General features: G+C 70.9%; 16 protein-coding genes. 2 read left to right on the top strand and 14 right to left on the bottom strand.

Annotated elements, in window-relative coordinates:
• Positions 1-95: 95 nt before the first annotated feature.
• From ACWGSR_RS28675 to folC, 10 genes are all read right to left on the bottom strand, one after another.
• On the bottom strand, positions 96-2,024 hold the full coding sequence (locus ACWGSR_RS28675) for a TIGR03960 family B12-binding radical SAM protein (RefSeq protein WP_376244623.1): 1,929 nt from the start codon (positions 2,022-2,024) through the stop codon (positions 96-98).
• An 86-nt stretch (positions 2,025-2,110) separates the two neighbouring features.
• Positions 2,111-3,619 (bottom strand): CYTH and CHAD domain-containing protein, encoded by a 1,509-nt coding sequence (locus tag ACWGSR_RS28670; RefSeq protein WP_453570331.1) that lies wholly within the window; start codon positions 3,617-3,619, stop codon positions 2,111-2,113.
• Between the two features lie 76 nt (positions 3,620-3,695).
• Positions 3,696-4,895, bottom strand: a complete 1,200-nt coding sequence (gene rodA, locus ACWGSR_RS28665; protein ID WP_366374660.1) for a rod shape-determining protein RodA — start codon at positions 4,893-4,895, stop codon at positions 3,696-3,698.
• Positions 4,896-4,899: 4 nt separating this feature from the next.
• A complete protein-coding gene (gene mrdA, locus ACWGSR_RS28660) occupies positions 4,900-7,107 on the bottom strand; it encodes a penicillin-binding protein 2 (RefSeq protein WP_376244630.1) in 2,208 nt (735 codons plus the stop codon).
• Between the two features lie 19 nt (positions 7,108-7,126).
• A complete protein-coding gene (gene mreD, locus ACWGSR_RS28655) occupies positions 7,127-7,795 on the bottom strand; it encodes a rod shape-determining protein MreD (RefSeq protein ID WP_376244632.1) in 669 nt (222 codons plus the stop codon).
• Positions 7,792-8,787, bottom strand: coding sequence for a rod shape-determining protein MreC (gene mreC / locus ACWGSR_RS28650; RefSeq protein WP_453570327.1), 996 nt, complete (start codon positions 8,785-8,787; stop codon positions 7,792-7,794). The genes mreD and mreC overlap by 4 nt, the downstream gene beginning before the upstream one ends.
• A 111-nt stretch (positions 8,788-8,898) precedes the next feature.
• Positions 8,899-9,918 carry a rod shape-determining protein gene (locus tag ACWGSR_RS28645; RefSeq protein ID WP_030211198.1) on the bottom strand — a complete coding sequence of 340 codons (1,020 nt, stop codon included), beginning with the start codon at positions 9,916-9,918 and terminating at the stop codon, positions 8,899-8,901.
• Positions 9,919-10,162: 244 nt separating this feature from the next.
• The gene (gene ndk, locus ACWGSR_RS28640; protein ID WP_366374668.1) at positions 10,163-10,576 is read right to left on the bottom strand and encodes a nucleoside-diphosphate kinase; all 414 of its coding nucleotides are present in this window, start codon (positions 10,574-10,576) and stop codon (positions 10,163-10,165) included.
• Between the two features lie 66 nt (positions 10,577-10,642).
• Positions 10,643-11,005: a DUF4233 domain-containing protein gene (locus ACWGSR_RS28635; RefSeq protein ID WP_376244640.1), complete on the bottom strand. Its 363-nt coding sequence runs from the start codon at positions 11,003-11,005 to the stop codon at positions 10,643-10,645.
• A 5-nt stretch (positions 11,006-11,010) separates the two neighbouring features.
• A complete protein-coding gene (gene folC / locus ACWGSR_RS28630; protein WP_453570322.1) occupies positions 11,011-12,528 on the bottom strand; it encodes a bifunctional tetrahydrofolate synthase/dihydrofolate synthase in 1,518 nt (505 codons plus the stop codon).
• A 267-nt stretch (positions 12,529-12,795) separates the two neighbouring features.
• Here folC and ACWGSR_RS28625 point away from each other — a divergent pair, with 267 nt between their 5' ends.
• Positions 12,796-15,381 carry a YfhO family protein gene (locus ACWGSR_RS28625; RefSeq protein ID WP_453570319.1) on the top strand — a complete coding sequence of 862 codons (2,586 nt, stop codon included), beginning with the start codon at positions 12,796-12,798 and terminating at the stop codon, positions 15,379-15,381.
• Positions 15,382-15,533: 152 nt separating this feature from the next.
• On the opposite strand, the gene ACWGSR_RS28620 is transcribed toward ACWGSR_RS28625, so the two are convergent.
• Positions 15,534-18,155 (bottom strand): valine--tRNA ligase, encoded by a 2,622-nt coding sequence (locus tag ACWGSR_RS28620; protein ID WP_376244649.1) that lies wholly within the window; start codon positions 18,153-18,155, stop codon positions 15,534-15,536.
• 138 nt (positions 18,156-18,293) lie between these two features.
• On the opposite strand from ACWGSR_RS28620, the gene ACWGSR_RS28615 reads away from it, so the two are divergent.
• Positions 18,294-19,235 (top strand): hypothetical protein, encoded by a 942-nt coding sequence (locus tag ACWGSR_RS28615; protein WP_376244652.1) that lies wholly within the window; start codon positions 18,294-18,296, stop codon positions 19,233-19,235.
• A gap of 74 nt (positions 19,236-19,309) precedes the next feature.
• Here ACWGSR_RS28615 and clpX read toward each other — a convergent pair whose 3' ends face one another.
• From clpX to ACWGSR_RS28600, 3 genes are all read right to left on the bottom strand, one after another.
• Positions 19,310-20,593, bottom strand: a complete 1,284-nt coding sequence (gene clpX, locus ACWGSR_RS28610; protein WP_030210686.1) for an ATP-dependent Clp protease ATP-binding subunit ClpX — start codon at positions 20,591-20,593, stop codon at positions 19,310-19,312.
• Positions 20,594-20,750: 157 nt separating this feature from the next.
• On the bottom strand, positions 20,751-21,410 hold the full coding sequence (locus tag ACWGSR_RS28605; RefSeq protein WP_366374679.1) for an ATP-dependent Clp protease proteolytic subunit: 660 nt from the start codon (positions 21,408-21,410) through the stop codon (positions 20,751-20,753).
• A gap of 62 nt (positions 21,411-21,472) precedes the next feature.
• Positions 21,473-22,090 (bottom strand): ATP-dependent Clp protease proteolytic subunit, encoded by a 618-nt coding sequence (locus ACWGSR_RS28600; RefSeq protein ID WP_376244655.1) that lies wholly within the window; start codon positions 22,088-22,090, stop codon positions 21,473-21,475.
• Between the last annotated feature and the right edge of the window lie 209 nt (positions 22,091-22,299).

Here is a 22,299-nt window from a genome sequence, read left to right as displayed (position 1 = left end):
GGGGTGTCTCGGGGGGTTTTCCCCCTCCATGCCAAACCTGGCCGGGCGGCCCGGGGGGGGCGACCCCCCCTCCGCCGGGCCGTCGCCCGGGTGACCTACTTGACGACCGTCAGCGGCAGCAGCTTCTTGCCGGTGGGGCCGATCTGGATGTGCGTGTCCATCTGCGGGCACACGCCGCAGTCGAAGCACGGCGTCCAGCGGCAGTCCTCGACCTCGGTCTCGTCGAGGGCGTCCTGCCAGTCCTCCCAGAGCCAGTCCTTGTCGAGACCGGAGTCCAGGTGGTCCCAGGGCAGGACCTCCTCGTAGGTGCGCTCGCGGGTGGTGTACCAGGCGACGTCCACGCCGTACTCGGGCAGCGTCTTCTCGGCGCAGGCCATCCAGCGGTCGTACGAGAAGTGCTCGCGCCAGCCGTCGAAGCGGCCGCCGTCCTCGTACACGGCGCGGATGACGGAGCCGAGGCGCCGGTCGCCGCGCGAGAGGAGGCCCTCGACGATGCCGGGCTTGCCGTCGTGGTAGCGGAAGCCGATCGAGCGCCCGTACTTCTTGTCGCCGCGGATCTTGTCGCGGAGCTTGCGCAGGCGCTCGTCCGTCTCCTCGGCCGAGAGCTGCGGGGCCCACTGGAAGGGGGTGTGCGGCTTGGGCACGAAGCCGCCGATGGAGACGGTGCAGCGGATGTCGTTCTGGCCGGAGACCTTGCGGCCCTCGGCGATCACGTTCATCGCCATGTCGGCGATCTGGAGGACGTCCTCGTCGGTCTCCGTCGGCAGGCCGCACATGAAGTACAGCTTCACCTGGCGCCAGCCGTTGCCGTACGCGGTGGAGACGGTCCGGATGAGGTCCTCCTCCGAGACCATCTTGTTGATGACCTTGCGCATGCGCTCGGAGCCGCCCTCGGGGGCGAAGGTGAGGCCGGAGCGGCGTCCGTTCCTGGTCAGCTCGTTGGCCAGGTCGACGTTGAAGGCGTCCACGCGGGTCGAGGGGAGGGACAGGCCCACCTTGTCCTCGGTGTAGCGGTCCGCGAGGCCCTTGGCGATCTCGCCGATCTCGGTGTGGTCCGCGGAGGAGAGGGAGAGGAGGCCGACCTCCTCGAAGCCCGTCGCCTTGAGGCCCTTCTCGACCATCTCGCCGATGCCGGTGATGCTTCGCTCCCGCACGGGGCGCGTGATCATGCCGGCCTGGCAGAAGCGGCAGCCGCGGGTGCAGCCGCGGAAGATCTCGACGGACATGCGCTCGTGGACGGTCTCCGCGAGCGGGACGAGGGGCTGCTTGGGGTAGGGCCACTCGTCGAGGTCCATGACGGTGTGCTTGGAGACGCGCCACGGCACGCCGGACCGGTTGGGCACGACGCGGCCGATGCGCCCGTCCGGCAGGTACTCGACGTCGTAGAAGCGCGGGACGTAGATGTTGCCGGTCCTCGCGAGGCGGAAGAGGACCTCTTCGCGGCCGCCCGGCCTGCCCTCCGCCTTCCAGGCGCGGATGATCGCGGTCATGTCGAGGACGGCCTGCTCGCCGTCGCCGATGACTGCCGCGTCGATGAACTCCGCGATCGGCTCGGGGTTGAAGGCGGCGTGGCCTCCGGCGAGCACGATGGGGTGGTCGACGGTCCGGTCCTTCGCCTCCAGCGGGATGCCCGCGAGGTCGAGCGCGGTGAGCATGTTGGTGTAGCCCAGCTCCGTGGAGAAGGACAGGCCGAACACGTCGAAGGCGCCCACGGGGCGGTGGCTGTCGACCGTGAACTGCGGGACCTGGTGCTCGCGCATCAGCTCTTCGAGGTCCGGCCACACGCTGTAGGTGCGCTCGGCGAGGACGCCCTCACGCTCGTTCAGTACCTCGTAGAGGATCATGACGCCCTGGTTGGGCAGGCCGACCTCGTACGCGTCCGGGTACATCAGCGCCCAGCGGACGTCGCACTCGTCCCAGGGCTTGACCGTGGAGTTCAGCTCTCCGCCGACGTACTGGATCGGCTTCTGCACGTGCGGGAGCAGGGCTTCGAGCTGCGGGAAGACAGACTCGGCAGCAGACATCTCGAACCTTCGTGAGCGGGCAGGGGGGCGACTCTCAAGCGTACCCCGGTGCCCGGCGGCCCCGAGCCGCCCCGGAATCCCGGGGCTCAGAGGGAGGCGGCCCGTGCCCAGACCTCCGGCAGCCCGCGCTCGGCCGCGTCCGCCGCCGCCTCCTCCCTGCCGTACAGGAGTCCCCAGGTGAAGGCGGTCTCGCCGGCCGCGTGGGCCTGGGCGGCGAGGTCGCGGAGGGTGGCGCGGGTGACCACGCCGTCCTGGTGCTCGCCGAGCAGGGACTGCACCTTCTTCACACGTTTGGAGAACTTCTTCGCGGGCTTCCCGAGGGTGGGACGGGCCGCGTCGCCGGCGTAGCGGGCGCGCTTGGCGGCCTTGCGGGCCTCGTGGAGGGCGAGGTCGCGGTCGTGGCCGGGGGCGAGGGAGAGCGCGTGGTCGACGCGGGCGGCGAGCCGGGCGTGGTCCTTGCGGACGGCGCGGGCGAGGACCTTCGCGGCGTCGCGGGAGGCGGCCTTCCGCAGGGGCGGGTCGGCGAGCAGGGCGTCGAGCCGGGCGAGGAGGGCGAGGTACCGGTCGGAGTCGAGGGCGGCGACGGCCCTGCGGCGGGCGTCTTCGGTGCGGGCGGTGTCCCAGACCCGCAGCCGGGCCTTCACCGGGCCGCGGCGCAGGGCCCGGGGGACGTCGCCGAGCCGGGCGCGCAGCCGTTCGGCGAGCACCTCCTGGTCGCGGGCGACGCCCAGTTCGCCCGCGAGCCACTTGAGTTCGTCGCCGAGGGGGTCGGTGGCGTCCCGGTCGAGGACGGAGCGGTACGTCTTGAGGGCGCTGCGCAGGCGGCGGCAGGCGACGCGGAGCTGGTGCACGGCGTCGGGCAGGTCGCGGCGGACGGCGGGGTCGAGCGCGATGATCGCCTCGGCCTGCTTCCGCGCGTAGGCGAGGACGGCGGCTCCGGCGGTGCCGGGTGCGCAGGGCTGCGGGGCGTCGGGGCGGTCGTCGTGGCCGTGGTCCCCCGGGGCGGTCTCCGCGAGGGCCCTGGCGAGTTTGGAGGGGGCGTGGGAGGGGTGGACGCCGGCCTTCCGCAGGCGCTTCTCGACGGCGTCGAGGATGCCGGGGTCCGCGTCGTCGGCGGCCTCGACCTCGATCTCGGTCCAGGAGGCCCGGGGCCCTCCGGGCAGGCGCCGGGCGCGGACGGTGTCGACGGAGAGTTCGGCGAGGAGGTCGCCGTCGGCGTCGAGGAGCCGGCGGACGTCGCGGGCGGAGCGGAGGCGGACGACGGGGACGACCTCGCCGCCGCGGACGCGGGAGCGCAGGAGGGCCGCGAGGTCGGCGGGGAGGGTGTCGGAGAGCGGGGCCCTGATCTCGTCGCGGACGCCGGCGGCGACGGGGAACTTCAGGTGCCAGCCGGCGTCCGAGCCGCCGGTGCGGCGGCGCAGGGTGATCGAGTCGGCGGCCAGGCGCAGGTCGGGGGTGTCGTGGTAGGTGGCGTCGAGTTCCACGACGCCCTCGTCGACGACGGTCGCGACGTCCCGGACCCGGGTGAGGTCCGGGACGTCCGTTCCCGTCGCGGCTTCGTACTTCCGCTCGATCTCGCGCTTCGTCTCGGCCATACCCCTCGTCTAACCGCCGACGGGCCCGCTTACTCGGCCGGGCGGGCGGAAAGGCCGGTTTCGAACCGGTCCGGTCTCAGGCCGTCATCGGGCGCTGGACACGGATCGACTGGAGGAGTCCGATCGCCACCCACACCGCGAACATCGACGAGCCGCCGTACGAGACGAACGGCAGCGGCAGGCCCGCGACCGGCATGATGCCGAGGGTCATGCCGATGTTCTCGAAGGACTGGAAGGCGAACCAGGCGATGATGCCGGCGGCGACGACCGTGCCGTACAGCTCGGTGGTCTCGCGGGCGATCCGGCAGGCCCGCCAGAGGACGATCCCGAGCAGGACGAGGATGAGGCCGGCGCCGACGAAGCCCAGCTCCTCCCCCGCGACGGTGAAGATGAAGTCGGTCTGCTGCTCGGGCACGAACTGGCCGCTGGTCTGGTGCCCCTTGAAGAGGCCCGTGCCGTACAGGCCGCCGGATCCGATCGCGATGCGGGCCTGGTTGGTGTTGTAGCCGACGCCCGCCGGGTCGAGGTCGGGGTTGGCGAAGGCCGCGAAGCGGTTGATCTGGTACTCGTCGAGCATGCCGAGCGCGGTGACGAGCACCGCGCCGAGGACGCCCGTGCCGATCAGGCCGAGGACCCAGCGGTTGGACGCCCCGGAGGCGAGCAGCACGCCGAGGACGATGACCGCCATCACCATGACCGAGCCGAGGTCGGGCATCAGCATGACGATGCCCATGGGCAGGGCGGCGAGGACGAGGGCCTTGGCGACGGTCCCGTGGTCGGGGTGGAGCTGGTCCCCCGCGTCGACCTTGGCCGCGAGCAGCATCGCCATGATCAGGATGATCGTGATCTTGACGAACTCGCTGGGCTGGAGGGAGAAGCCGCCGCCGATCACGATCCACGCGTGGGCGCCGTTGATGGTGGCGCCGAGCGGGGTGAGGACGGCGAGGATCAGCAGGATCGAGATGCCGTAGAGGACCGGCACCGCGCCGCGCAGGGTGCGGTGGCCGAGCCAGATCGTGCCGACCATCAGGGCGAGGCCGATGCCGGTGTTGAGGAGGTGCCGGAAGAGGAAGTAGTACGGGTCGCCCTGGTTGAGCTGGGTGCGGCCCCGGGTGGCCGACCAGACGAGCAGGGCGCCGAGCAGGGAGAGGGTGAGCGCCGAGAGCAGCATCGGCCAGTCGAGGCGGCGCAGCACGGAGTCGCGGGCGGTGAGCTTCAGGAGCGGCCCGCGCTGGGGGGCGTAGCGGGAGACGGAGAAGCTGGTGCGGGTCGTCATCGGGTCAGTCCCTCCGGCCGGGCGGCGGCCCCGCGAGGGGCGGCTGTCCGTCGTTCTCCCCCGCGGGGTCGCCGTCCCGTGCGGGAACGGGCTTCTGCGAGGCGGGGTCGTACGGCTTGATCGCGGGGGCGTCGATGGTGCCGTAGCGGTTGATCTTCGGCAGGGCCTTCTGCGGCTGCGGCAGCAGGGCCCGCTTGAGGTCCTGGTTGCCCTCGTCGTCGAGGCCGTAGAGGGCGTCGTAGATGTTGCGCACGGCGGGGCCGGAGGCGCCGGAGCCGGTGCCGCCCTGGGAGATCGTCATGACGATGGTGAAGTCGTCGGTGTAGGTGGCCAGCCAGGAGGTGGTCTGCTTGCCGTACACCTGGGCGGTGCCGGTCTTGGCCCGCATCGGGATCTTGTCCTGGGGCCAGCCGCCGAACCGCCAGGCGGCGGTGCCGCCGGGCTCGACGACGGAGCGCAGGCCCTTGTCGAGGTCGCTGACGGTCTTGGCGTTGACCGGGAGCCTGCCGTGGGACGTGGGCTTGATCTCCCGGACCTCCTTGCCGTCGGGGCTGATCACGGCCTTGCCGACGGTGGGGTCGTAGAGGGTGCCGCCGTTGGAGATGGCGGCGTAGATGGTGGCCATCTGGATGGGGGTGACGAGGACGTCGCCCTGGCCGATGGCGAAGTTGATGCTGTCGTACGCCTTCAGCTGGTTGCCTTCGAGGCAGCTCTCGTAGGCGATCTGCTGGACGTAGGTGCCGCCCTTCTTGCCCTGCTTGCACCAGACGTCCTTGTTGGCCGCCCAGAAGTTCTGCTTCCACTGGCGGTCGGGGACGCGGCCCGTCACCTCGTTCGGCAGGTCGATGCCGGTCTCGGCGCCGAGCCCGAAGTCGCGGGCGGTGCGGTAGAACCAGTCCTTCGCGTCCTTCTTGGGCTTTATTCCGCCGTCGCGCTGCCACTCCTGGTGGCCGAGGGCGTAGAAGACGGTGTTGCAGGAGTACTTGAGGGCCTCGCCGAGGGTGATGGGGCCGTGCCCCTGGGACTCGAAGTTGGCGAAGCTGCGGCTGCCGAGGCTGTAGGAGCTGCTGCAGTTGTACTTGTCGTTGAAGTCGTGGCCGGCCCGCACGGCGGCGCTCGCCGAGATCACCTTGAAGATGGAGCCGGCGGCGGCCTGGCCCTGGATGGCGCGGTTGAGCAGCGGGTAGTTGGACTTCTTGCTGGTCAGGGTGGAGTAGTCCTGGGCCGAGATGCCTCCGACCCAGGCGTTGGGGTCGTAGTCGGGCTGGGAGGCCATGGCGACGACGCGGCCGGTCTTGGTCTCCATGACGACGACGGCGCCCGCGTCGGCCTCGTACTTCCGGCCGGTGATCTTGTCGGTCTCCTTGCGGACGACCTTCATCGCCTCGTGGAGCTCGTACTCGGCGACGGCCTGCACGCGCGCGTCGATGCTGGTGACGAGGGTGGAGCCGGCCACCCCCGGGTCGGCCTTGGCCTGGCCCATGACGCGGCCGAGGTTGTCGACCTCGTAGCGGGTCACGCCCGCCTTGCCCCGCAGCTCCTTGTCGTACGTGCGCTCGATGCCAGAGCGGCCGACCTGGTCGGAGCGGAGGAACGGCGAGTCGGTGTCCTTGGCCTTCTCGATCTCGGAGTCGGTGACGGGCGAGAGGTAGCCGAGCACCTGCGCGGTGCGGGCCTTGCCCGGTGCCGGGTAGCGGCGGACGGCGGTGGGCTCGGCGGTGATGCCGGGGAAGTCCTCCGAGCTCTCACGGATCGTCAGCGCCTGCTGCGTGGTGGCCTCGTCCGTGACCGGGATCGGCTGGTACGGGGAACCGTTCCAGCAGGGCTTGGGGGTCTTGGAGTCGCAGAGCCGGATCGCGTTGATGACGTCCTCGGGCTTCATCCCGAGGACCCCGGCGAGCCGGGTGAGGACGGCCTTGCCGTCGTCCTTCATCTTCATCAGCTCGGTGCGGGACGCGGAGACCACGAGCCGGGTCTCGTTGTCGGCGAGCGGCACGCCGCGGGCGTCCAGGATCGAGCCGCGGACGGCGGGCTGGACGACCTGCTGGACGTGGTTGTTCCTGGCCTCGTCCGTGTACTCCTTGCCGTTGCGGATCTGGAGGTACCAGAGCCGTCCCCCCAGGGTGAGGAGCAGGGAGAAGACGAGGATCTGGATGACGACGAGCCGGATCCGGACCCGGGGGGTCCGGCCGGTCTCGGGGATGTTGCTCATACTGCCGTTGCCCCCTCGGTCACAGTCGCTTGACTCCCTTGATGCGCCCGGCCCGTGCGGCCCGGTTCCGGGCGGCCTTCACGCGCAGGCCGCCGCGCTGGGCACCGATGCTCAGGCCGGTGCCGGAGGCGAGCCAGCCGGAGGCGACGTCGGTCCCGGCGCCTCCGCCGGAGTCGGCGAGCGGGTCGTTCTCGGCTCGGCGGGCCAGGGCCATGACGAGCGGCACCACGAAGGGCGCGAGGAGCAGGTCGTACAGGGCCGCGGTGAACAGCAGGAAGCCCAGGCCCACGTGGCGGGCGGCGGTGTCGCCGACGAGGGCGCCGACGCCCGCGTAGAGGAGCGTGGAGCCGACGGCCGCGACGGCGACGACGGCCATGGGTCCGGCCGCGGAGGTCAGCCGGCCGTTCTCCGGGCGGGCCAGGCCGACGAGGTAGCCGACGAGGCAGAGCACGAGGGCGTAGCGGCCGGCGGCGTGGTCGGCGGGCGGGGCGAGGTCGGCGAGGAGTCCCGCGGTGAAGCCGATGAGGGCGCCGCTGACGTGTCCGTAGACGAGGGCGAGGCCGACGACGGTGAGGAGGACGAGGTCGGGGACGGCGCCGGGGAGCTGGAGGCGGGCGAGGACGGAGACCTGGACGACCAGGGCGACCGCGATCAGGGCGGCAGAGAGGAGGATCCGGTTGAACTTCACGGTGTCGTGTCCCCCTGGTTCCGGTTCTGACCGGCCTGGTTCTGATCCTGGTTCTGTGCCTGTTCCCGTTCCGGCTGCCCGCTGCCCGTCGGTTTCGGCGTGGCCGTGACGGTGACGGTCGGCGCGGGCCTGGGCTTCTGCGGCAGGACCGCGTCGCGCGGGTCGGAGCGCGGGGCCTGGACGACGACGCCGACGATGTCGAGCTTGGTGAAGCCGACGTACGGGCGGACGTAGACGTTGCGGGTCAGGCCGCCGCCCATCGGGTCGACGCGGACGATCTCGCCGACCGGGACGCCGGGCACGAAGGGCTTGTCGGCGCGCGAGCCGAAGGTGACGAGCCGGTCGCCGGGCTTGACCTTGGCCTTGCCGTTGAGGAGCTGGACGCGGAGCGGGCTGTTGCCCTGGCCGGTGGCGAAGCCGAGTTCGTCGCTCTTCTCCATGCGGGTGCCGACGGTGAAGTCGGGGTCGTTGGCGAGGAGGACGGTGGAGGTGGAGGGGCCGACGGTGGTGACGCGGCCGACGAGTCCGGCGCCGTTGAGCACCGTCATGTCCCGCTGGATGCCGTCGCGGGCGCCGACGTCGATGGTGACGGTCCAGGAGAAGCCCTGGGCCGCTCCTATGGCGACGACCTGGGCGCCCTTGATGCCGTACTGGCCGGCTCCGGCGGTCTTGAGCAGGGTGTCGAGCTCGTTCAGCCGGTTGCGGTTGCGGTCGTCGCTGCCGAGCTTCGCCTTGAGTTCGGCGTTCTCCTTCTCCAGGGCGGAGATCCGGGTGTGCCGCTCGCCGGAGTCCCGTACCGCCCCTATGGCGTTGCCGACGGGGTCGACGGCGGCGGCCACACCGTTCTCGACCGGTCCGAAGACCGCCGCCGCGGCCTGCCGGGCACCGTCGACGGGTGACTCCTGGCCGCCGCGGATGTCCACCGTGATCAGCGCGAACGCGATGGCGATCAGCAGTACCAGGAGCAGCCGGCTCTCTCGTGTGTCCCTCACGTGCGGCGGCCGTGCCTTTCCTCGTGGTTCGTCTGTTCCGTTGTGCCGTGGTGCGAGTGGGTGGACGGGGGTCGGTGCGGTAGTTCTACCGCACCGGCCCGGTCCGTGGTGCTAGCGGCGCGGCTGCGCGTCGAGGACCTGCTGGAGGGCCTCGAACTCCTCCACGCACTTGCCGGAGCCGAGCGCCACCGAGTCCAGCGGGTCCTCGGCGATGTGGATCGGCATGCCGGTCTCGTGGCGGAGCCGCTCGTCGAGGCCGCGCAGCAGGGCGCCGCCACCGGTGAGAACGATGCCGCGGTCCATGACGTCACCGGAGAGCTCCGGCGGGCACTTGTCGAGGGTGGTCTTCACCGCGTCGACGATCGCGTTGACCGGCTCCTCGATGGCCTTGCGGACCTCGGCGGCGGAGATGACCACGGTCTTGGGCAGACCGGAGACGAGGTCGCGGCCGCGGATCTCGGTGTGCTCGTCCTTCTCCAGGTCGTAGGCGGAGCCGATGGTGATCTTGATCTGTTCGGCCGTGCGCTCGCCGAGGAGGAGCGAGTACTCCTTCTTGACGTGCTGGATGATCGCGTTGTCCAGCTCGTCGCCGGCGACCCGGATGGACTGTGCCGTGACGATTCCGCCGAGGGAGATGACGGCGACCTCGGTGGTGCCGCCGCCGATGTCGACGACCATGTTGCCGGTGGCCTCGTGGACGGGGAGGCCCGAGCCGATGGCCGCCGCCATGGGCTCCTCGATGATGTGCACCTGGCGGGCGCCGGCCTGGGTCGAGGCCTCGATGACGGCGCGGCGCTCCACTCCGGTGATGCCGGAGGGCACGCAGACGACGACCCGGGGGCGGGCCAGGTAGCGGCGCTTGTGGATCTTGAGGATGAAGTAGCGGAGCATCCGCTCGGTGATCTCGAAGTCGGCGATCACGCCGTCCTTGAGCGGGCGCACGGCGACGATGTTGCCGGGGGTCCGGCCGATCATCTTCTTCGCCTCGGCGCCCACCGCGAGGATGCCGCCGGTATTGGTGTTGATGGCGACGACGGACGGCTCGTTCAGAACGATGCCTCGACCCCTGACGTACACCAGCGTGTTGGCGGTCCCGAGGTCGACAGCCATGTCACGGCCGATGAACGACATTGAGTTCCCCTTGATTTCCCATGGCTGAGAGTGGTGCGGCGTGGAGTTTTCCATCGTAGTGCTGCCCGCCCGGATGCCGCGCGGTGGTCCACCTCTGTACAGGTGACGGCAGGATGCGGCGATCCGTTCCCGGGATTGTCGTTCATATGCCTGGGGGCGACCGAAATTCCTTCGGTCGCCCCATCGGGATGGTGCGTTCGGCTGACACCGGATCAGACGGGACCCGGAGCAGACGGAGTACGGATCAGACGAGACCCGGGAAGAAGAGCTTCAGCTCGCGGAGCGCCGACTCCTCGGAGTCCGAGGCGTGGATCAGGTTCTCACGGACGATGGTGCCGAAGTCGCCCCGGATGGAGCCCGGCGCGGCGGCGATCGGGTCGGTCGGGCCGGCGAGCTGCCGGACGCCCTCGACGACCCGCTCGCCCTCGACGACGAGCGCGACGACCGGGCCGGAGGCCATGAAGCCCATCAGCGGCTCGTAGAAGGGCTTGCCCTTGTGCTCGCCGTAGTGCTGCTCCAGCGTCTCCTGGTCCAGCTCGCGCAGCTCCAGGGCCGCGAGCGTCCAGCCGGCCTTGCGCTCGATGCGGCCGATGATCTCGCCGACCAGGCCGCGGCGGACGGCGTCGGGCTTGAGCAGGACGAGCGTGCGCTGGCTCACGGGGGAACTCCTTCGGGGAAAGCGGTGTGCGGGCCTCCGAGGCTACAGGGCCCGCACGTGCCCCGATTACGCAGCGTCAGGCTCTGCCGGGCCCTGGGCGGCCTGGGCGGCCCAGCGGGCCTTGACCTCGTCGACCTTCCGCCCGTAGTGCACCGAGGCCCACCACAGGGCGGCGAAGGTCGCCCCGAGGAAGAACATGACCGGGACGAAGAAGCCGCTGGCGACCAGGCCGAGCTGGAGCGCCCAGCCGAGCTGCACGCCGCCGGGCCGGGTGACCATCCCGCACAGCAGGACCGAGAAGAGCATCCCGATCCCGCAGACCCACCAGACGGTGGACGTCGTCAGCGTGTCGTCCTTCATGGCGACGAGCCCGGCGAAGCCGATGACGAAGAACTCGCCGATGAGCGTCGAGGAACAGAGCGTGCGCATGGGATTCAGCCCCTCCGGAGCAGCAGCCGGGCGTCGCCGACCGTGAAGATCGAACCGGTCACGAGGACGCCCGCGCCGCCGTACTCGGCCTCTTCCTCCGCGAGGGTGATCGCCGCCTCGATGGCATCGGGCAGCCGCGGCTCGACGACGACCCGGTCCTCGCCGAAGACCTCGACCGCGAGCGCGGCGAGCGCGTCCACGTCGGTGGAGCGGGGGTTGGAGTTCGTGGTGACCACGACCTCCGCGAGGATCGGCTCGAAGGCCTCCAGGACCCCCCGGGCGTCCTTGTCGGCGCTGGTGGCGACCACGCCGACGAGCCGGGAGAAGCCGAAGGCCTCGCTGATGCCCTCGGCGGTCGCCCGCGCGCCGTGCGGGTTGTGCGCGGCGTCCAGGACGACCGTCGGGGAGGAGCGGACGATCTCCAGGCGGCCGGGCGAGGCCACCCGGGCGAACGCCTGGCGGACCGTGTCCACGTCGAGGGTGCGGGCGTGCTGCGCGCCGATGCCGAAGAAGGCCTCGACGGCCGCGAGCGCCACGGCCGCGTTGTGCGCCTGGTAGGCGCCGTGCAGCGGCAGGAAGACCTCGTCGTACTCGCCGCCGAGTCCGCGCAGGGTGAGGAGCTGGCCGCCGACCGCGACCTCGCGGGAGGCGACGCCGAACTCCATGCCCTCACGGGCCACGGTGGCGTCCGCCTCGACGGCCTTCTTCAGGAGGACCTGGGCCGCGTCGACCGGCTGCTGGGCCAGGATGACGGTCGCGCCCGGCTTGATGATCCCGGACTTCTCGCCCGCGATCGCGGCGGGCGTGTCGCCGAGCCGGTCGGTGTGGTCGAGGTCGATGGGGGTGACGACGGCGACGGAGGCGTCGATGACGTTCGTGGCGTCCCAGGTGCCGCCCATCCCGACCTCGATCACGGCCACGTCGACCGGGGCGTCGGCGAAGGCCGCGTACGCCATGCCGGTGAGGACCTCGAAGAAGGAGAGCCGGTACTCCTCGCGGGCGTCGACGAGCTCCACGTACGGCGCGACGTCCCGGTACGTCTCGATGAACCGCTCGGCGGAGATCGGGGCGCCGTCGAGGCTGATGCGCTCGGTGATGGTCTGCACGTGCGGCGAGGTGTAGCGGCCGGTGCGCAGGTCGAAGGCGCCGAGCAGGGCCTCGATCATGCGGGCCGTCGACGTCTTGCCGTTGGTGCCGGTGATGTGGATGGTGGGGTACGCGCGCTGCGGCTCGCCGAGGACGTCCATCAGGGCCGCGATCCGGGTGACCGAGGGCTCCAGCTTGGTCTCGCCCCAGCGGGTGGACAGCTCGGTCTCGACCTCGCGCAGCGCCGCGTCCAGCTCCGGGTCCTCGGGGCGGCTCGGCACGGGGTCGCCCTGGGGCGGTCCGGCCTGGGCGCGCAGGGTGCGGCTGCCGGCCTCGATCACCGCCAGGTCGGGATCGCGGGTGGTCTCGTTGTCGACGATCTCGTCGAAGGCGTCGGGGTCGTCGGGCGTGTCGGACGGATCGCGGGGCTCACTCACGGGGCCAGTCTACGGAGCGGCTCCGGCGGGACCGCGAACCCACCCCTTCCGGGGTTTCCGGTCCGCCGTCCGCGGGACGGGACCGGACGGGGCGGAGGCGTACGGCGGCACGGCGCCGCCTCCCGCCGGGTTCCGGCCCGCTCGGGCCCCCTCCGCCCGTTCACCCGTCCGGCACCATCGCTTACAAGACGTCCACATATGATAATCGTCTAAGTTTCGGCCCCTGTGGGAGCGGCCGGACACGACCACCACGGGGACAACTTCATCATGACCGCTCCAATAGTGACCGCTCCGGGTACCCGCATCCCGGAGCAACGGGGCACAACCTCCACGACGAACGGCCGACGGCCCGTCACCCGTCCGCGCTTCGGGGAGAAGACGGCGGCGCTGTTCGCCGCGCTCCTGTCCATGGCGGCCTTCTGCCTGGGCATGGCCGCCCACGGCACGTACCCCTTCGGGCCCAGCCCGCGCGCGCTGAACGACCTGCGCCACCAGTACGTGCCGTTCCACGCGCACCTGTGGGACCTCCAGCACGGAACGGCCAAGGGCGACCTGCTGTTCAACTGGCAGAGCGGCTACGGCAACGGGTTCCTCGCGGAGTTCTTCACCTACCTGAGCAACCCGCTGTCCTGGCTCACCGGACTGTTCCCCCGTCAGTACGTCGACTTCCCGGTCTTCCTCGTCACCCTCCTCGGCATCGGCCTCGCCGCGGCCGCCATGACGGTCTTCCTCGGCCGCCTGCGCCCCGGCTCCCCCTGGCTGCGGGCCCTGCTCGGCACCGGCTACGCCGTCTCCGGCTGGACCATGACGGAGGGTGGCATCATCCCCATGTGGATGACCGGCCTCATCGCGCTCCCCCTGCTCTGCATCGCCGTCGACGACTGCCTGAACGAACGCCGCTGGGTGCTGGGCACCCTCCTCTTCGCCCTGTGCTGGTTCGCGAACTTCTACAGCGCCGCGATGGCCACCATCGGCGCGACGCTCGTGCTGCTGCTCCGGCTGCTCCTGAGCGACACCACCTGGCGCGCCCGCGCCCGTGCCGCCGGCCGGGCCGCCGGCACGGCCGCCACCGGACTCCTGCTCGCCGCCCCCGCGATCATCGTCCCCGCCCTGGCCAACAAGCAGGCGCAGCCGACCACGAGCTACGTCGTCGACGTCGCCACCGAGCCCCTCGTCTACCTGGGGCTCCTCCTCCCCGGCAGCATCCCCGTGTACCCGGCGCCCAACATCTTCGCCGGCGTCCTCGTCCTGCTGCTGGTCCTCGCGCTCCCGTTCCAGTCCAGGGTCGGCGGCCGCGAGCGCGCCGCCTGGCTCGCGCTGCTCGTCCTGACGGCCCTCTCCTTCGTCGTCACGCCCACCGCCAAGGTGTGGCAGGGCTTCACGCTCCCCCACGGCGCGCCCTTCCGGGAGAGCTTCGTCCTCACCGGGCTGCTGGCCATGGCCGCCTGGATCTGTCTCGCCCACTCCCCCAAGCCCCGGGCGCTGCTCGGCGGCGGGGCGCTCCTGGCCGGCCTGGTGCTCCTCACCCGTTCGGCCGAGCCCGTCACCGCGTACGCCGTCAAGGGCACGGTGATCGGCGGCGCGCTCGTCGGGGGGCTGCTCCTGCTCCACGCCCGCGGCCTGGGCCGCAGGGGCCGGGCCCTGGTCGTCCCGGCGCTCGTCCTGTCGGTCCTCGCGACCACCGCGTACGCGGTCTACGGCGCCCAGACCACCTACGACCCGGCCCGCTACGCGCGCGACACGACCACCACGACGAACCTGCTGACCAGGAACGTGCACCGGGCGGCCGCCGAGAACGACGACTGGCCGGACTCCCGCGTCGGCGTCGCCTCCTCCCTCTACGTCACCAACAACGACCCCATGCTCCTCGGCGTCCAGAGCGGCGGCTACTACAGCAGCTACATCACCAAGGAGGCCGCCGCCGGCCTGCGCGAACTGGGCATCGGCTACGCGATGGGCGGGCGCAACCTGGGCACCCCCCGGGACCCGTACTTCAACGCCCTGATGGGCGTGGGCACCCTCCTGGAGCAGGCGAAGGGGGCGCGGGTCACCGCCCGTTCCGTCCCCAGTGTGCCCCTCGTCAGCCTCCGCGCCCCCGGCAGCGACCGGGCGTACGGCGCGCCGGCCGGCTCGGTCTGGGCCAACCGCCACGCGGCGCTGGGCGCGCAGGTGTACACCGTGCCCGAGATCCACTACGCCAAGGGCCCGGAGGCCGCGCGCGAACCGGGCGGCTGGCGGCTGCCCCGGCACGGGAAGGGGCAGGCCTGGACCGGTTTCACCGCGCGGTGCGCCCCCGGCGACGAGGCCTATCTGTACGCGCCCGCCCTCTCCGCCGTGTCCATGGCCACCGGCTCCAAGGCCATGGGCAACAGCGGCCGGCCGCCGGCCGTCGTGAGTCCGGTGAACCCGCTGGGGACGGTCCCGACGGACGGGACGCTGCGGTTCGCGATCGGTGCGACGCAGCCGGACCAGGTGCTGCCGCACGACGCCGTAGGCTGCATGGACCCGAAGAGGTTCCAGGACGCCGTACGGGCCCTGCGCGCCTCGGCGCCGGTGAACCCGTCCGTCGGCGGCCACTCGGTCGGGGCGGAGCTGCCGAAGGGCTCCACCGGAACCGTCGTCGTGGCGACGCCCGCCATCCAGGGCTGGTCCTGCTCCGTCGACGGCGGCGCGTCGCGGGCACCGGTCTCCCACCGGGGCCTGCTCGGCGTCCCGCTCGGAGCGGGCGCCGACCGCTTCGCCTGCTCGTACACCCCGCCGGGCCTGAAGGCCGGCCTCGGCGGCACGGGCGCGGGCGTCCTGGTCCTCGCCGGGGTGCTGGTCGCCGGAGCCGTCCGGCGCCGCCGGGCCTGACCCGGCGACGGGCCCGCCCCGGCGACAGACGGACCGGCAACAGATCCGGCCCGACAACAGATCCGGCCCGGCGACGGGCCGGACGAAGAAGAAGGCTCCCGCTCCGGAGGATTCCGGAGCGGGAGCCTTTCCCGTGGTGCCGTGCCGGGCCGTCAGGCCTGCGGCAGGTTCGCCAGCTGGGCCTGGATGCGGGCGATGTCCTCGTCCGCCTTGGCGAGCCGGGTGCGGATCTTCTCGACCACGTTGTCCGGCGCCTTCGCCAGGAACGCCTCGTTGCCGAGCTTGCCGTTCGCCTGGGCCTTCTCCTTCTCGGCCGCCGCGAGGTCCTTCGTGAGGCGCTTGCGCTCCGCCTCCACGTCGATCGTGCCCGACAGGTCGAGCGCGACGGTGGCCCCGGCGACCGGCAGGGAGGCGGTGGCGGAGAAGCCCTCGCCCTCCGGCTGGAGGCGCAGCAGCTGACGGATCGCGGCCTCGTGCGCGGCGAGCGCGGTGCCGCCGAGCTCCAGACGGGCCGGGACCTTCTGGCCGGGCTGGAGGCCCTGGTCGGCGCGGAAGCGGCGGACCTCGGTGACGACCTGCTGGAGGTTCTCGATCTCCGCTTCGGCGGCCGGGTCCCGGAAGCCCGAGTCCTTCGGCCAGTCGGCGATCACGACGGACTCGCGCCCGGTCAGCGTGGTCCACAGGGCCTCGGTGACGAACGGGACGATCGGGTGCAGCAGCCGCAGCATGACGTCCAGGACCTCGCCCAGGACCCGGCCGGAGACCTCGGCCTGCTCGCCGCCCGCGAAGAACGTCGTCTTCGACAGCTCGACGTACCAGTCGAAGACCTCGTCCCACGCGAAGTGGTAGAGCGCGTCGCTGAGCTTCGCGAACTGGTAGTCCTCGTAGTACGCGTCGACCTGCGCGACCGTCGCGTTGAGGCGGGACAGGATCCAGCGGTCGGTGGCGGACAGCCGCTCGACCGGGGGCAGTTCGCCCTCGATCGTCGCGCCGTTCATGAGCGCGAAGCGGGTCGCGTTCCAGATCTTGTTGGCGAAGTTCCGGGACGCCTTGACCCAGTCCTCGCCGATCGGGACGTCGACGCCCGGGTTGGCGCCGTTGGCCAGGGTGAAGCGGACGGCGTCGGAGCCGTACTCGTCCATCCAGTCCAGCGGGTTGACCACGTTGCCGAAGGACTTCGACATCTTCTTGCCGTTCTGGTCACGGACCATGCCGTGCAGGGCGATGGTGTGGAACGGCGGGGTTCCGTCCATCGCGTACAGACCGAACATCATCATCCGGGCGACCCAGAAGAAGAGGATGTCGTAGCCGGTGACCAGGACGGAGTTCGGATAGAACTTCGCGAGCGACTCGGTCCGCTCGGGCCAGCCCAGGGTGGAGAACGGCCACAGACCGGAGGAGAACCAGGTGTCCAGGACGTCGGTGTCCTGGTGCCAGCCCTCGCCGGACGGCGGCTGCTCGTCGGGTCCGACGCAGACGACCTCGCCGTCCGGGCCGTACCAGACGGGGATGCGGTGGCCCCACCAGAGCTGGCGCGAGATGCACCAGTCGTGCAGGTTGTCGACCCAGTCGAAGTACCGCTTCTCCATCTCCTGCGGGTGGATCGTGACCTTGCCGTCGCGGACCGCGTCGCCGGCGGCCTTCGCGAGCGGGCCGACCTTGACCCACCACTGCATCGACAGGCGCGGCTCGATGGTGGTCTTGCAGCGCGAGCAGTGCCCGACGGAGTGGGTGTACGGACGCTTCTCGGCGACGATCCGGCCCTCGGCGCGCAGCGCGGCGACGATGGCGGAACGGGCCTCCAGGCGGTCCAGGCCCTGGAAGGGGCCGTGGGCGGTGATGACCGCGCGCTCGTCCATGACGGTGAGGTTCGGCAGGTCGTGGCGCTGGCCGATCTCGAAGTCGTTCGGGTCGTGCGCCGGGGTCACCTTGACGGCACCGGTGCCGAACTCGGGGTCGACGTGGGTGTCGGCGACGACCGGGATCGTGCGGTCGGTCAGCGGCAGCTTGATCCGCCTGCCGACCAGGTGCCTGTACCGCTCGTCGTCGGGGTGGACGGCGACGGCCGTGTCACCGAGCATCGTCTCGGCCCGGGTGGTGGCGACGACCAGGGAGTCCTCGCCCTCGCCGTACCGGATGGAGACGAGCTCGCCGTCGTCGTCCTGGTACTCGACCTCGATGTCCGAGATGGCGGTCAGGCAGCGCGGACACCAGTTGATGATGCGCTCGGCGCGGTAGATCAGCTCGTCGTCGTAGAGCTTCTTGAAGATGGTCTGGACGGCCTGGGACAGGCCCTCGTCCATGGTGAACCGCTCGCGGGACCAGGCGACGCCGTCGCCCAGGCGCTTCATCTGGCCGGAGATCTGGCCGCCGGACTCGGCCTTCCACTGCCAGACGCGCTCGACGAACGCCTCGCGGCCCAGGTCGTGGCGGGACTTGCCCTCCTTGGCGAGCTCGCGCTCGACGACGTTCTGGGTGGCGATGCCGGCGTGGTCCATGCCCGGCTGCCACAGCGTCTCGAAGCCCTGCATCCGCTTGCGGCGGGTGAGGGCGTCGATCAGCGTGTGCTCGAAGGCGTGGCCCAGGTGGAGCGATCCGGTGACGTTCGGCGGCGGGATGACGATGGTGTACGGCGGCTTCTCGCTCTTCGCGTCCGCCTCGAAGTACCCGCGCTCCACCCAGCGCTCGTACAGCGGCCCCTCTACCTCGGCCGGCGCGTACTGGGTCGGCAGTTCGGTGGTGGGCGCTGTCTGCTGCTGAGTGTTCTCGGTCACGGGGCCAGTTTAGGGGTGTCCCGACCCTGTCCTGAAACGCTTTGGTTCGGTAACGGTGTGGCCCCTGCCGCACCGGCTGTCCGAGGGTTCCGCCAGGATGTCCGGCAGGCATAAACATCCTGTGAGGGGAACCTGTCCATGAGCTACAACCAGCCGGGCCCGTACGGCGGCCAGCCGCCCCAGCAGCCCGGGCCGTACGGCCAGCCGGGCCCCTACGGCCAGCAGCCGCAGCAGCCGGGGCCGTACGGCGCCCAGCCGGGCTACGGATACCCCCAGCAGGCCCCGCAGGGCGTTCCGCCGCAGCAGCCCCCGTACGGCTACCCGCAGCAGCAGCCCGGCCCGTACGGCCAGCAGCCCCCGTACGGCGGCCCCCAGGGCCCCGGCGGCTTCCCGCCGCCCCCGCCGGCCCCCAAGAAGTCCAAGGCGGGCTGGATCATCGGCGCGGTGGCCGTGGTCGCGGCGGTCGCCGTGGGCGCGTACTTCGTGATCGGCGGCGGCGGTTCCTCGGTCGCGGACGACGGCCCCCACAAGCTGATCACCCCGGAGCGGGTGCTCGGCGACTACGACAAGGCCCCGGACGGGAGCGATTCGTCCAACAAGAAGTCCCTGGAGGAGGCCGAGAAGACCGGCGTCAAGAACGCCAAGGAGGTCGGCGCCACCTACCAGTTGGAGAACAAGGCCAACCCGCTCGCGGGCAAGCTGATCTCCTTCACCGGCCTCTACGGCGAGATCGACGACCCCGAGAAGGTCGTCGACACCGTCTTCGCCGCCGCCAAGGTCGAGGCCGAGAAGAACGCGTCCAAGGGCGACGCCCCGCAGATGGAGGGAAGCCCGCAGGCGTACGAGCCGGCGGAACTCGACGGCGCGGTCCTGAAGTGCCAGCAGGCCAAGATGAAGGCCGACGCCTCCGAGGGCACGCCCGCGTTCACCATGACGATGTGCGTCTGGGCCGACCACAGCACCGTGGCACTGGTGATCCCCATGGACATGGCCGGCCTGATGACCGGCGCGGGCGGCTCCGCCGAGGAGGCCGCCGCCACCACCGCCAAGCTCCGCAAGGAAGTCCGCGTCAAGCTCTGACCGGACGGTTCCGCGCACGCGCGAGGGGGGTCCCGCCTTCGGGCGGGACCCCCCTCGTCGTCGTGCGTCCTGCGTCAGGCCGACTTCTCGTGCCTGCCGTCGTTCTTCACGATCCGCGGGACCAGCGTCGGGTTGACGTTGTCGCGGACCACGTCGGCCGTGATGACGACCCGGGCCACGTCCTTGCGGGACGGGACCTCGTACATCACCGACTGGAGGACCTCCTCCATGATGGCGCGCAGACCGCGCGCGCCGGTGCCGCGAAGAATGGCCTGATCGGCGATGGCCTCCAGGGCCGGGCGGTCGAAGTCCAGCTCCACGCCGTCGAGTTCGAAGAGGCGCTGGTACTGCTTCACCAGCGCGTTGCGCGGCTCGACCAGGATCTGGAGGAGCGCCTCGCGGTCCAGGTTGTGGACGGAGGTGAGGACGGGGAGACGGCCGATGAACTCGGGGATCATCCCGAACTTCACCAGGTCCTCCGGCATGACCTCCTGGAACTGGTCGCTCGCCTCGATCTCGCGCTTGGAGCGGATGGTCGCCCCGAAGCCGATGCCCTTGGCGCCCGCCCGCGACTCGATGATCTTCTCCAGGCCGGCGAAGGCGCCGCCCACGATGAAGAGCACGTTCGTCGTGTCGATCTGGATGAACTCCTGGTGGGGGTGCTTCCGGCCGCCCTGCGGCGGTACGGAGGCGGTGGTGCCCTCCAGGATCTTCAGGAGGGCCTGCTGCACGCCCTCGCCGGAGACGTCCCGGGTGATCGACGGGTTCTCGCTCTTGCGGGCGACCTTGTCGATCTCGTCGATGTAGATGATCCCGGTCTCGGCCTTCTTGACGTCGTAGTCGGCCGCCTGGATCAGCTTCAGCAGGATGTTCTCGACGTCCTCGCCGACGTAGCCGGCCTCCGTGAGCGCCGTCGCGTCGGCGATGGCGAACGGGACGTTGAGCATGCGGGCCAGGGTCTGCGCGAGCAGCGTCTTCCCGGAGCCCGTGGGACCGAGCAGCAGAATGTTGGACTTCGCCAGTTCGATGGCGTCGTCACGGCCCTGCGCGCCGCCGTTCTCGCCGGCCTGGACGCGCTTGTAGTGGTTGTACACCGCGACCGAGAGTGCCTTCTTCGCGGGCTCCTGCCCGACGACGTACCCCTCGAGGAACTCGTAGATCTCGCGGGGCTTGGGGAGTTCCTCCCAGCGCACCTCGCTCGTCTCCGCGAGTTCTTCCTCGATGATCTCGTTGCAGAGGTCGATGCACTCGTCGCAGATGTACACACCGGGTCCCGCGATGAGCTTCTTCACCTGCTTCTGGCTCTTTCCGCAGAACGAGCACTTGAGCAGGTCGCCGCCATCACCGATGCGTGCCACGAGGTGCTTCCCCTTCGCCTGGGAGCCGCGTGGTTCGGCGGCTCCTGGTGCCTCATATTCGACGGTACCTTGCCGGGCCCCCCGTTCGGGCCCCCCTTGGCACGGTTCACACGGTCGCGATTCGGCCACGCGAACCGTGCCAGGGGAAGGTCGGGCGTCAGACCGCGGCGGCCGCGCTCTTGCGGGTCGAGACGATCTGGTCGACCAGACCGTACGCGAGGGCGTCCTCGGCGGTCAGGATCTTGTCGCGCTCGATGTCGTCGCGGATCTTCTCGATCGGGGTCGAGGAGTGCTTGGCCAGCATGTCCTCCAGCTGGCCGCGCATCCGCAGGATCTCGTTGGCCGCGATCTCCAGGTCGGAGAGCTGCTCGCGGCCGGTGCCGCCGGAGGGCTGGTGGATCAGCACGCGGGCGTTCGGCAGGGCCATCCGCTTGCCGGGGGTGCCGGCGGCGAGCAGCACGGCCGCGGCGGAGGCCGCCTGGCCCATGCAGACCGTCTGGATGTCCGGCTTCACGAACTGCATCGTGTCGTAGATCGCCGTGAGCGCGGTGAAGGAGCCGCCGGGGCTGTTGATGTAGATCGAGATGTCGCGGTCCGGGTCCATCGACTCCAGGCACAGGAGCTGCGCCATGACGTCGTTGGCGGAGGCGTCGTCGATCTGCACGCCGAGGAAGATCACGCGCTCCTCGAAGAGCTTCGCGTACGGGTCGTACTCGCGCACGCCCTGCGAGGTGCGCTCCACGAAGCGCGGCACGATGTAGCGGTTGTCCATCGGCGCGCCGGTGTAGAGGCCGCTCGCGGAGAGGTTGTTCTGCATCTGGGTGTTCACCGTCCTGGTGGCGTTCGGTGGGCTGGGGCTCTTGAGCGGTCCGGCGGGGCTCAGGCGCCCGTGCCGCCACCGCCCGGAACGCCCGAGGCGGCGGAGATGATCTCGTCGATGAGGCCGTATTCCTTGGCCTCCTCCGCGGTGAACCAGCGGTCGCGGTCGCCGTCGCGGATGATCGCCTCGACGGTCTGCCCGGAGTGGTGCGCGGTGATCTCGGCCATGCGCTTCTTGGTGCGCAGGAGGTACTCGGCCTGGATCTTGATGTCCGAGGCGGTGCCGCCGATGCCGGCGGAGCCCTGGTGCATCAGGATGTCGGTGTTCGGCAGCGCGAAGCGCTTGCCGGGGGCGCCGCCGGTCAGCAGGAACTGGCCCATGGAGGCCGCCATGCCCATGCCGATGGTGACGACGTCGTTCGGGATGTACTGCATGGTGTCGTAGACGGCCATGCCGGCCGTCACCGAGCCACCGGGGCTGTTGATGTAGAGGTAGATGTCCTTGTCCGGCTCGGCGGCCAGGAGGAGCATCTGGGCGGTGATCTTGTTGGCGATGTCGTCGTCGACCTGCTGGCCGAGGAAGACGATGCGCTCGCCGAGCAGCCGGTTGTAGACATGGTCGCCGAGGCCGCCACCGATGGACGGCTCACCCGCGGCGTAAGGCTTCAGATTCGTCACGTATCCACCTGCTCGTCTCCGACGGCCCCGGGCCGTCTCCGCGTCTCGTTCAGAAGGCACTGCCCTCGTATTCATGGACCCTAACGCGCAGGTGGGACAACGCCATCCCGGTTCCCGAACTGTTCGCTGGGAGCGCAAGGTAGTTGGGGGCGCGTGAAGGGGTCCCGGTACGTCCGCGGGCCCGTGCGCACAGCTGTTGGCACGGGGCC

Source organism: Streptomyces sp. NPDC055632 (assembly GCF_053618675.1).
Note: the sequence above shows the minus strand (reverse complement) of the source record. Positions and strands in the feature narration are given on the sequence as shown.

Excerpts from the sequence above, each read along its gene's own strand:
- ACWGSR_RS28635 (WP_376244640.1), bottom strand. The coding sequence starts at position 11,005 with ATGCGCACGCTCTGTTCCTCGACGCTCATCGGCGAGTTCTTCGTCATC.
- ACWGSR_RS28625 (WP_453570319.1), top strand. The coding sequence starts at position 12,796 with ATGACCGCTCCAATAGTGACCGCTCCGGGTACCCGCATCCCGGAGCAA.
- mrdA (WP_376244630.1), bottom strand. The coding sequence starts at position 7,107 with ATGAGCAACATCCCCGAGACCGGCCGGACCCCCCGGGTCCGGATCCGG.
- rodA (WP_366374660.1), bottom strand. The coding sequence starts at position 4,895 with ATGACGACCCGCACCAGCTTCTCCGTCTCCCGCTACGCCCCCCAGCGC.
- ACWGSR_RS28670 (WP_453570331.1), bottom strand. The coding sequence starts at position 3,619 with ATGGCCGAGACGAAGCGCGAGATCGAGCGGAAGTACGAAGCCGCGACG.
- ACWGSR_RS28675 (WP_376244623.1), bottom strand. The coding sequence starts at position 2,024 with ATGTCTGCTGCCGAGTCTGTCTTCCCGCAGCTCGAAGCCCTGCTCCCG.
- ACWGSR_RS28645 (WP_030211198.1), bottom strand. The coding sequence starts at position 9,918 with ATGTCGTTCATCGGCCGTGACATGGCTGTCGACCTCGGGACCGCCAAC.
- ACWGSR_RS28605 (WP_366374679.1), bottom strand. The coding sequence starts at position 21,410 with ATGCAGAACAACCTCTCCGCGAGCGGCCTCTACACCGGCGCGCCGATG.
- ACWGSR_RS28615 (WP_376244652.1), top strand. The coding sequence starts at position 18,294 with ATGAGCTACAACCAGCCGGGCCCGTACGGCGGCCAGCCGCCCCAGCAG.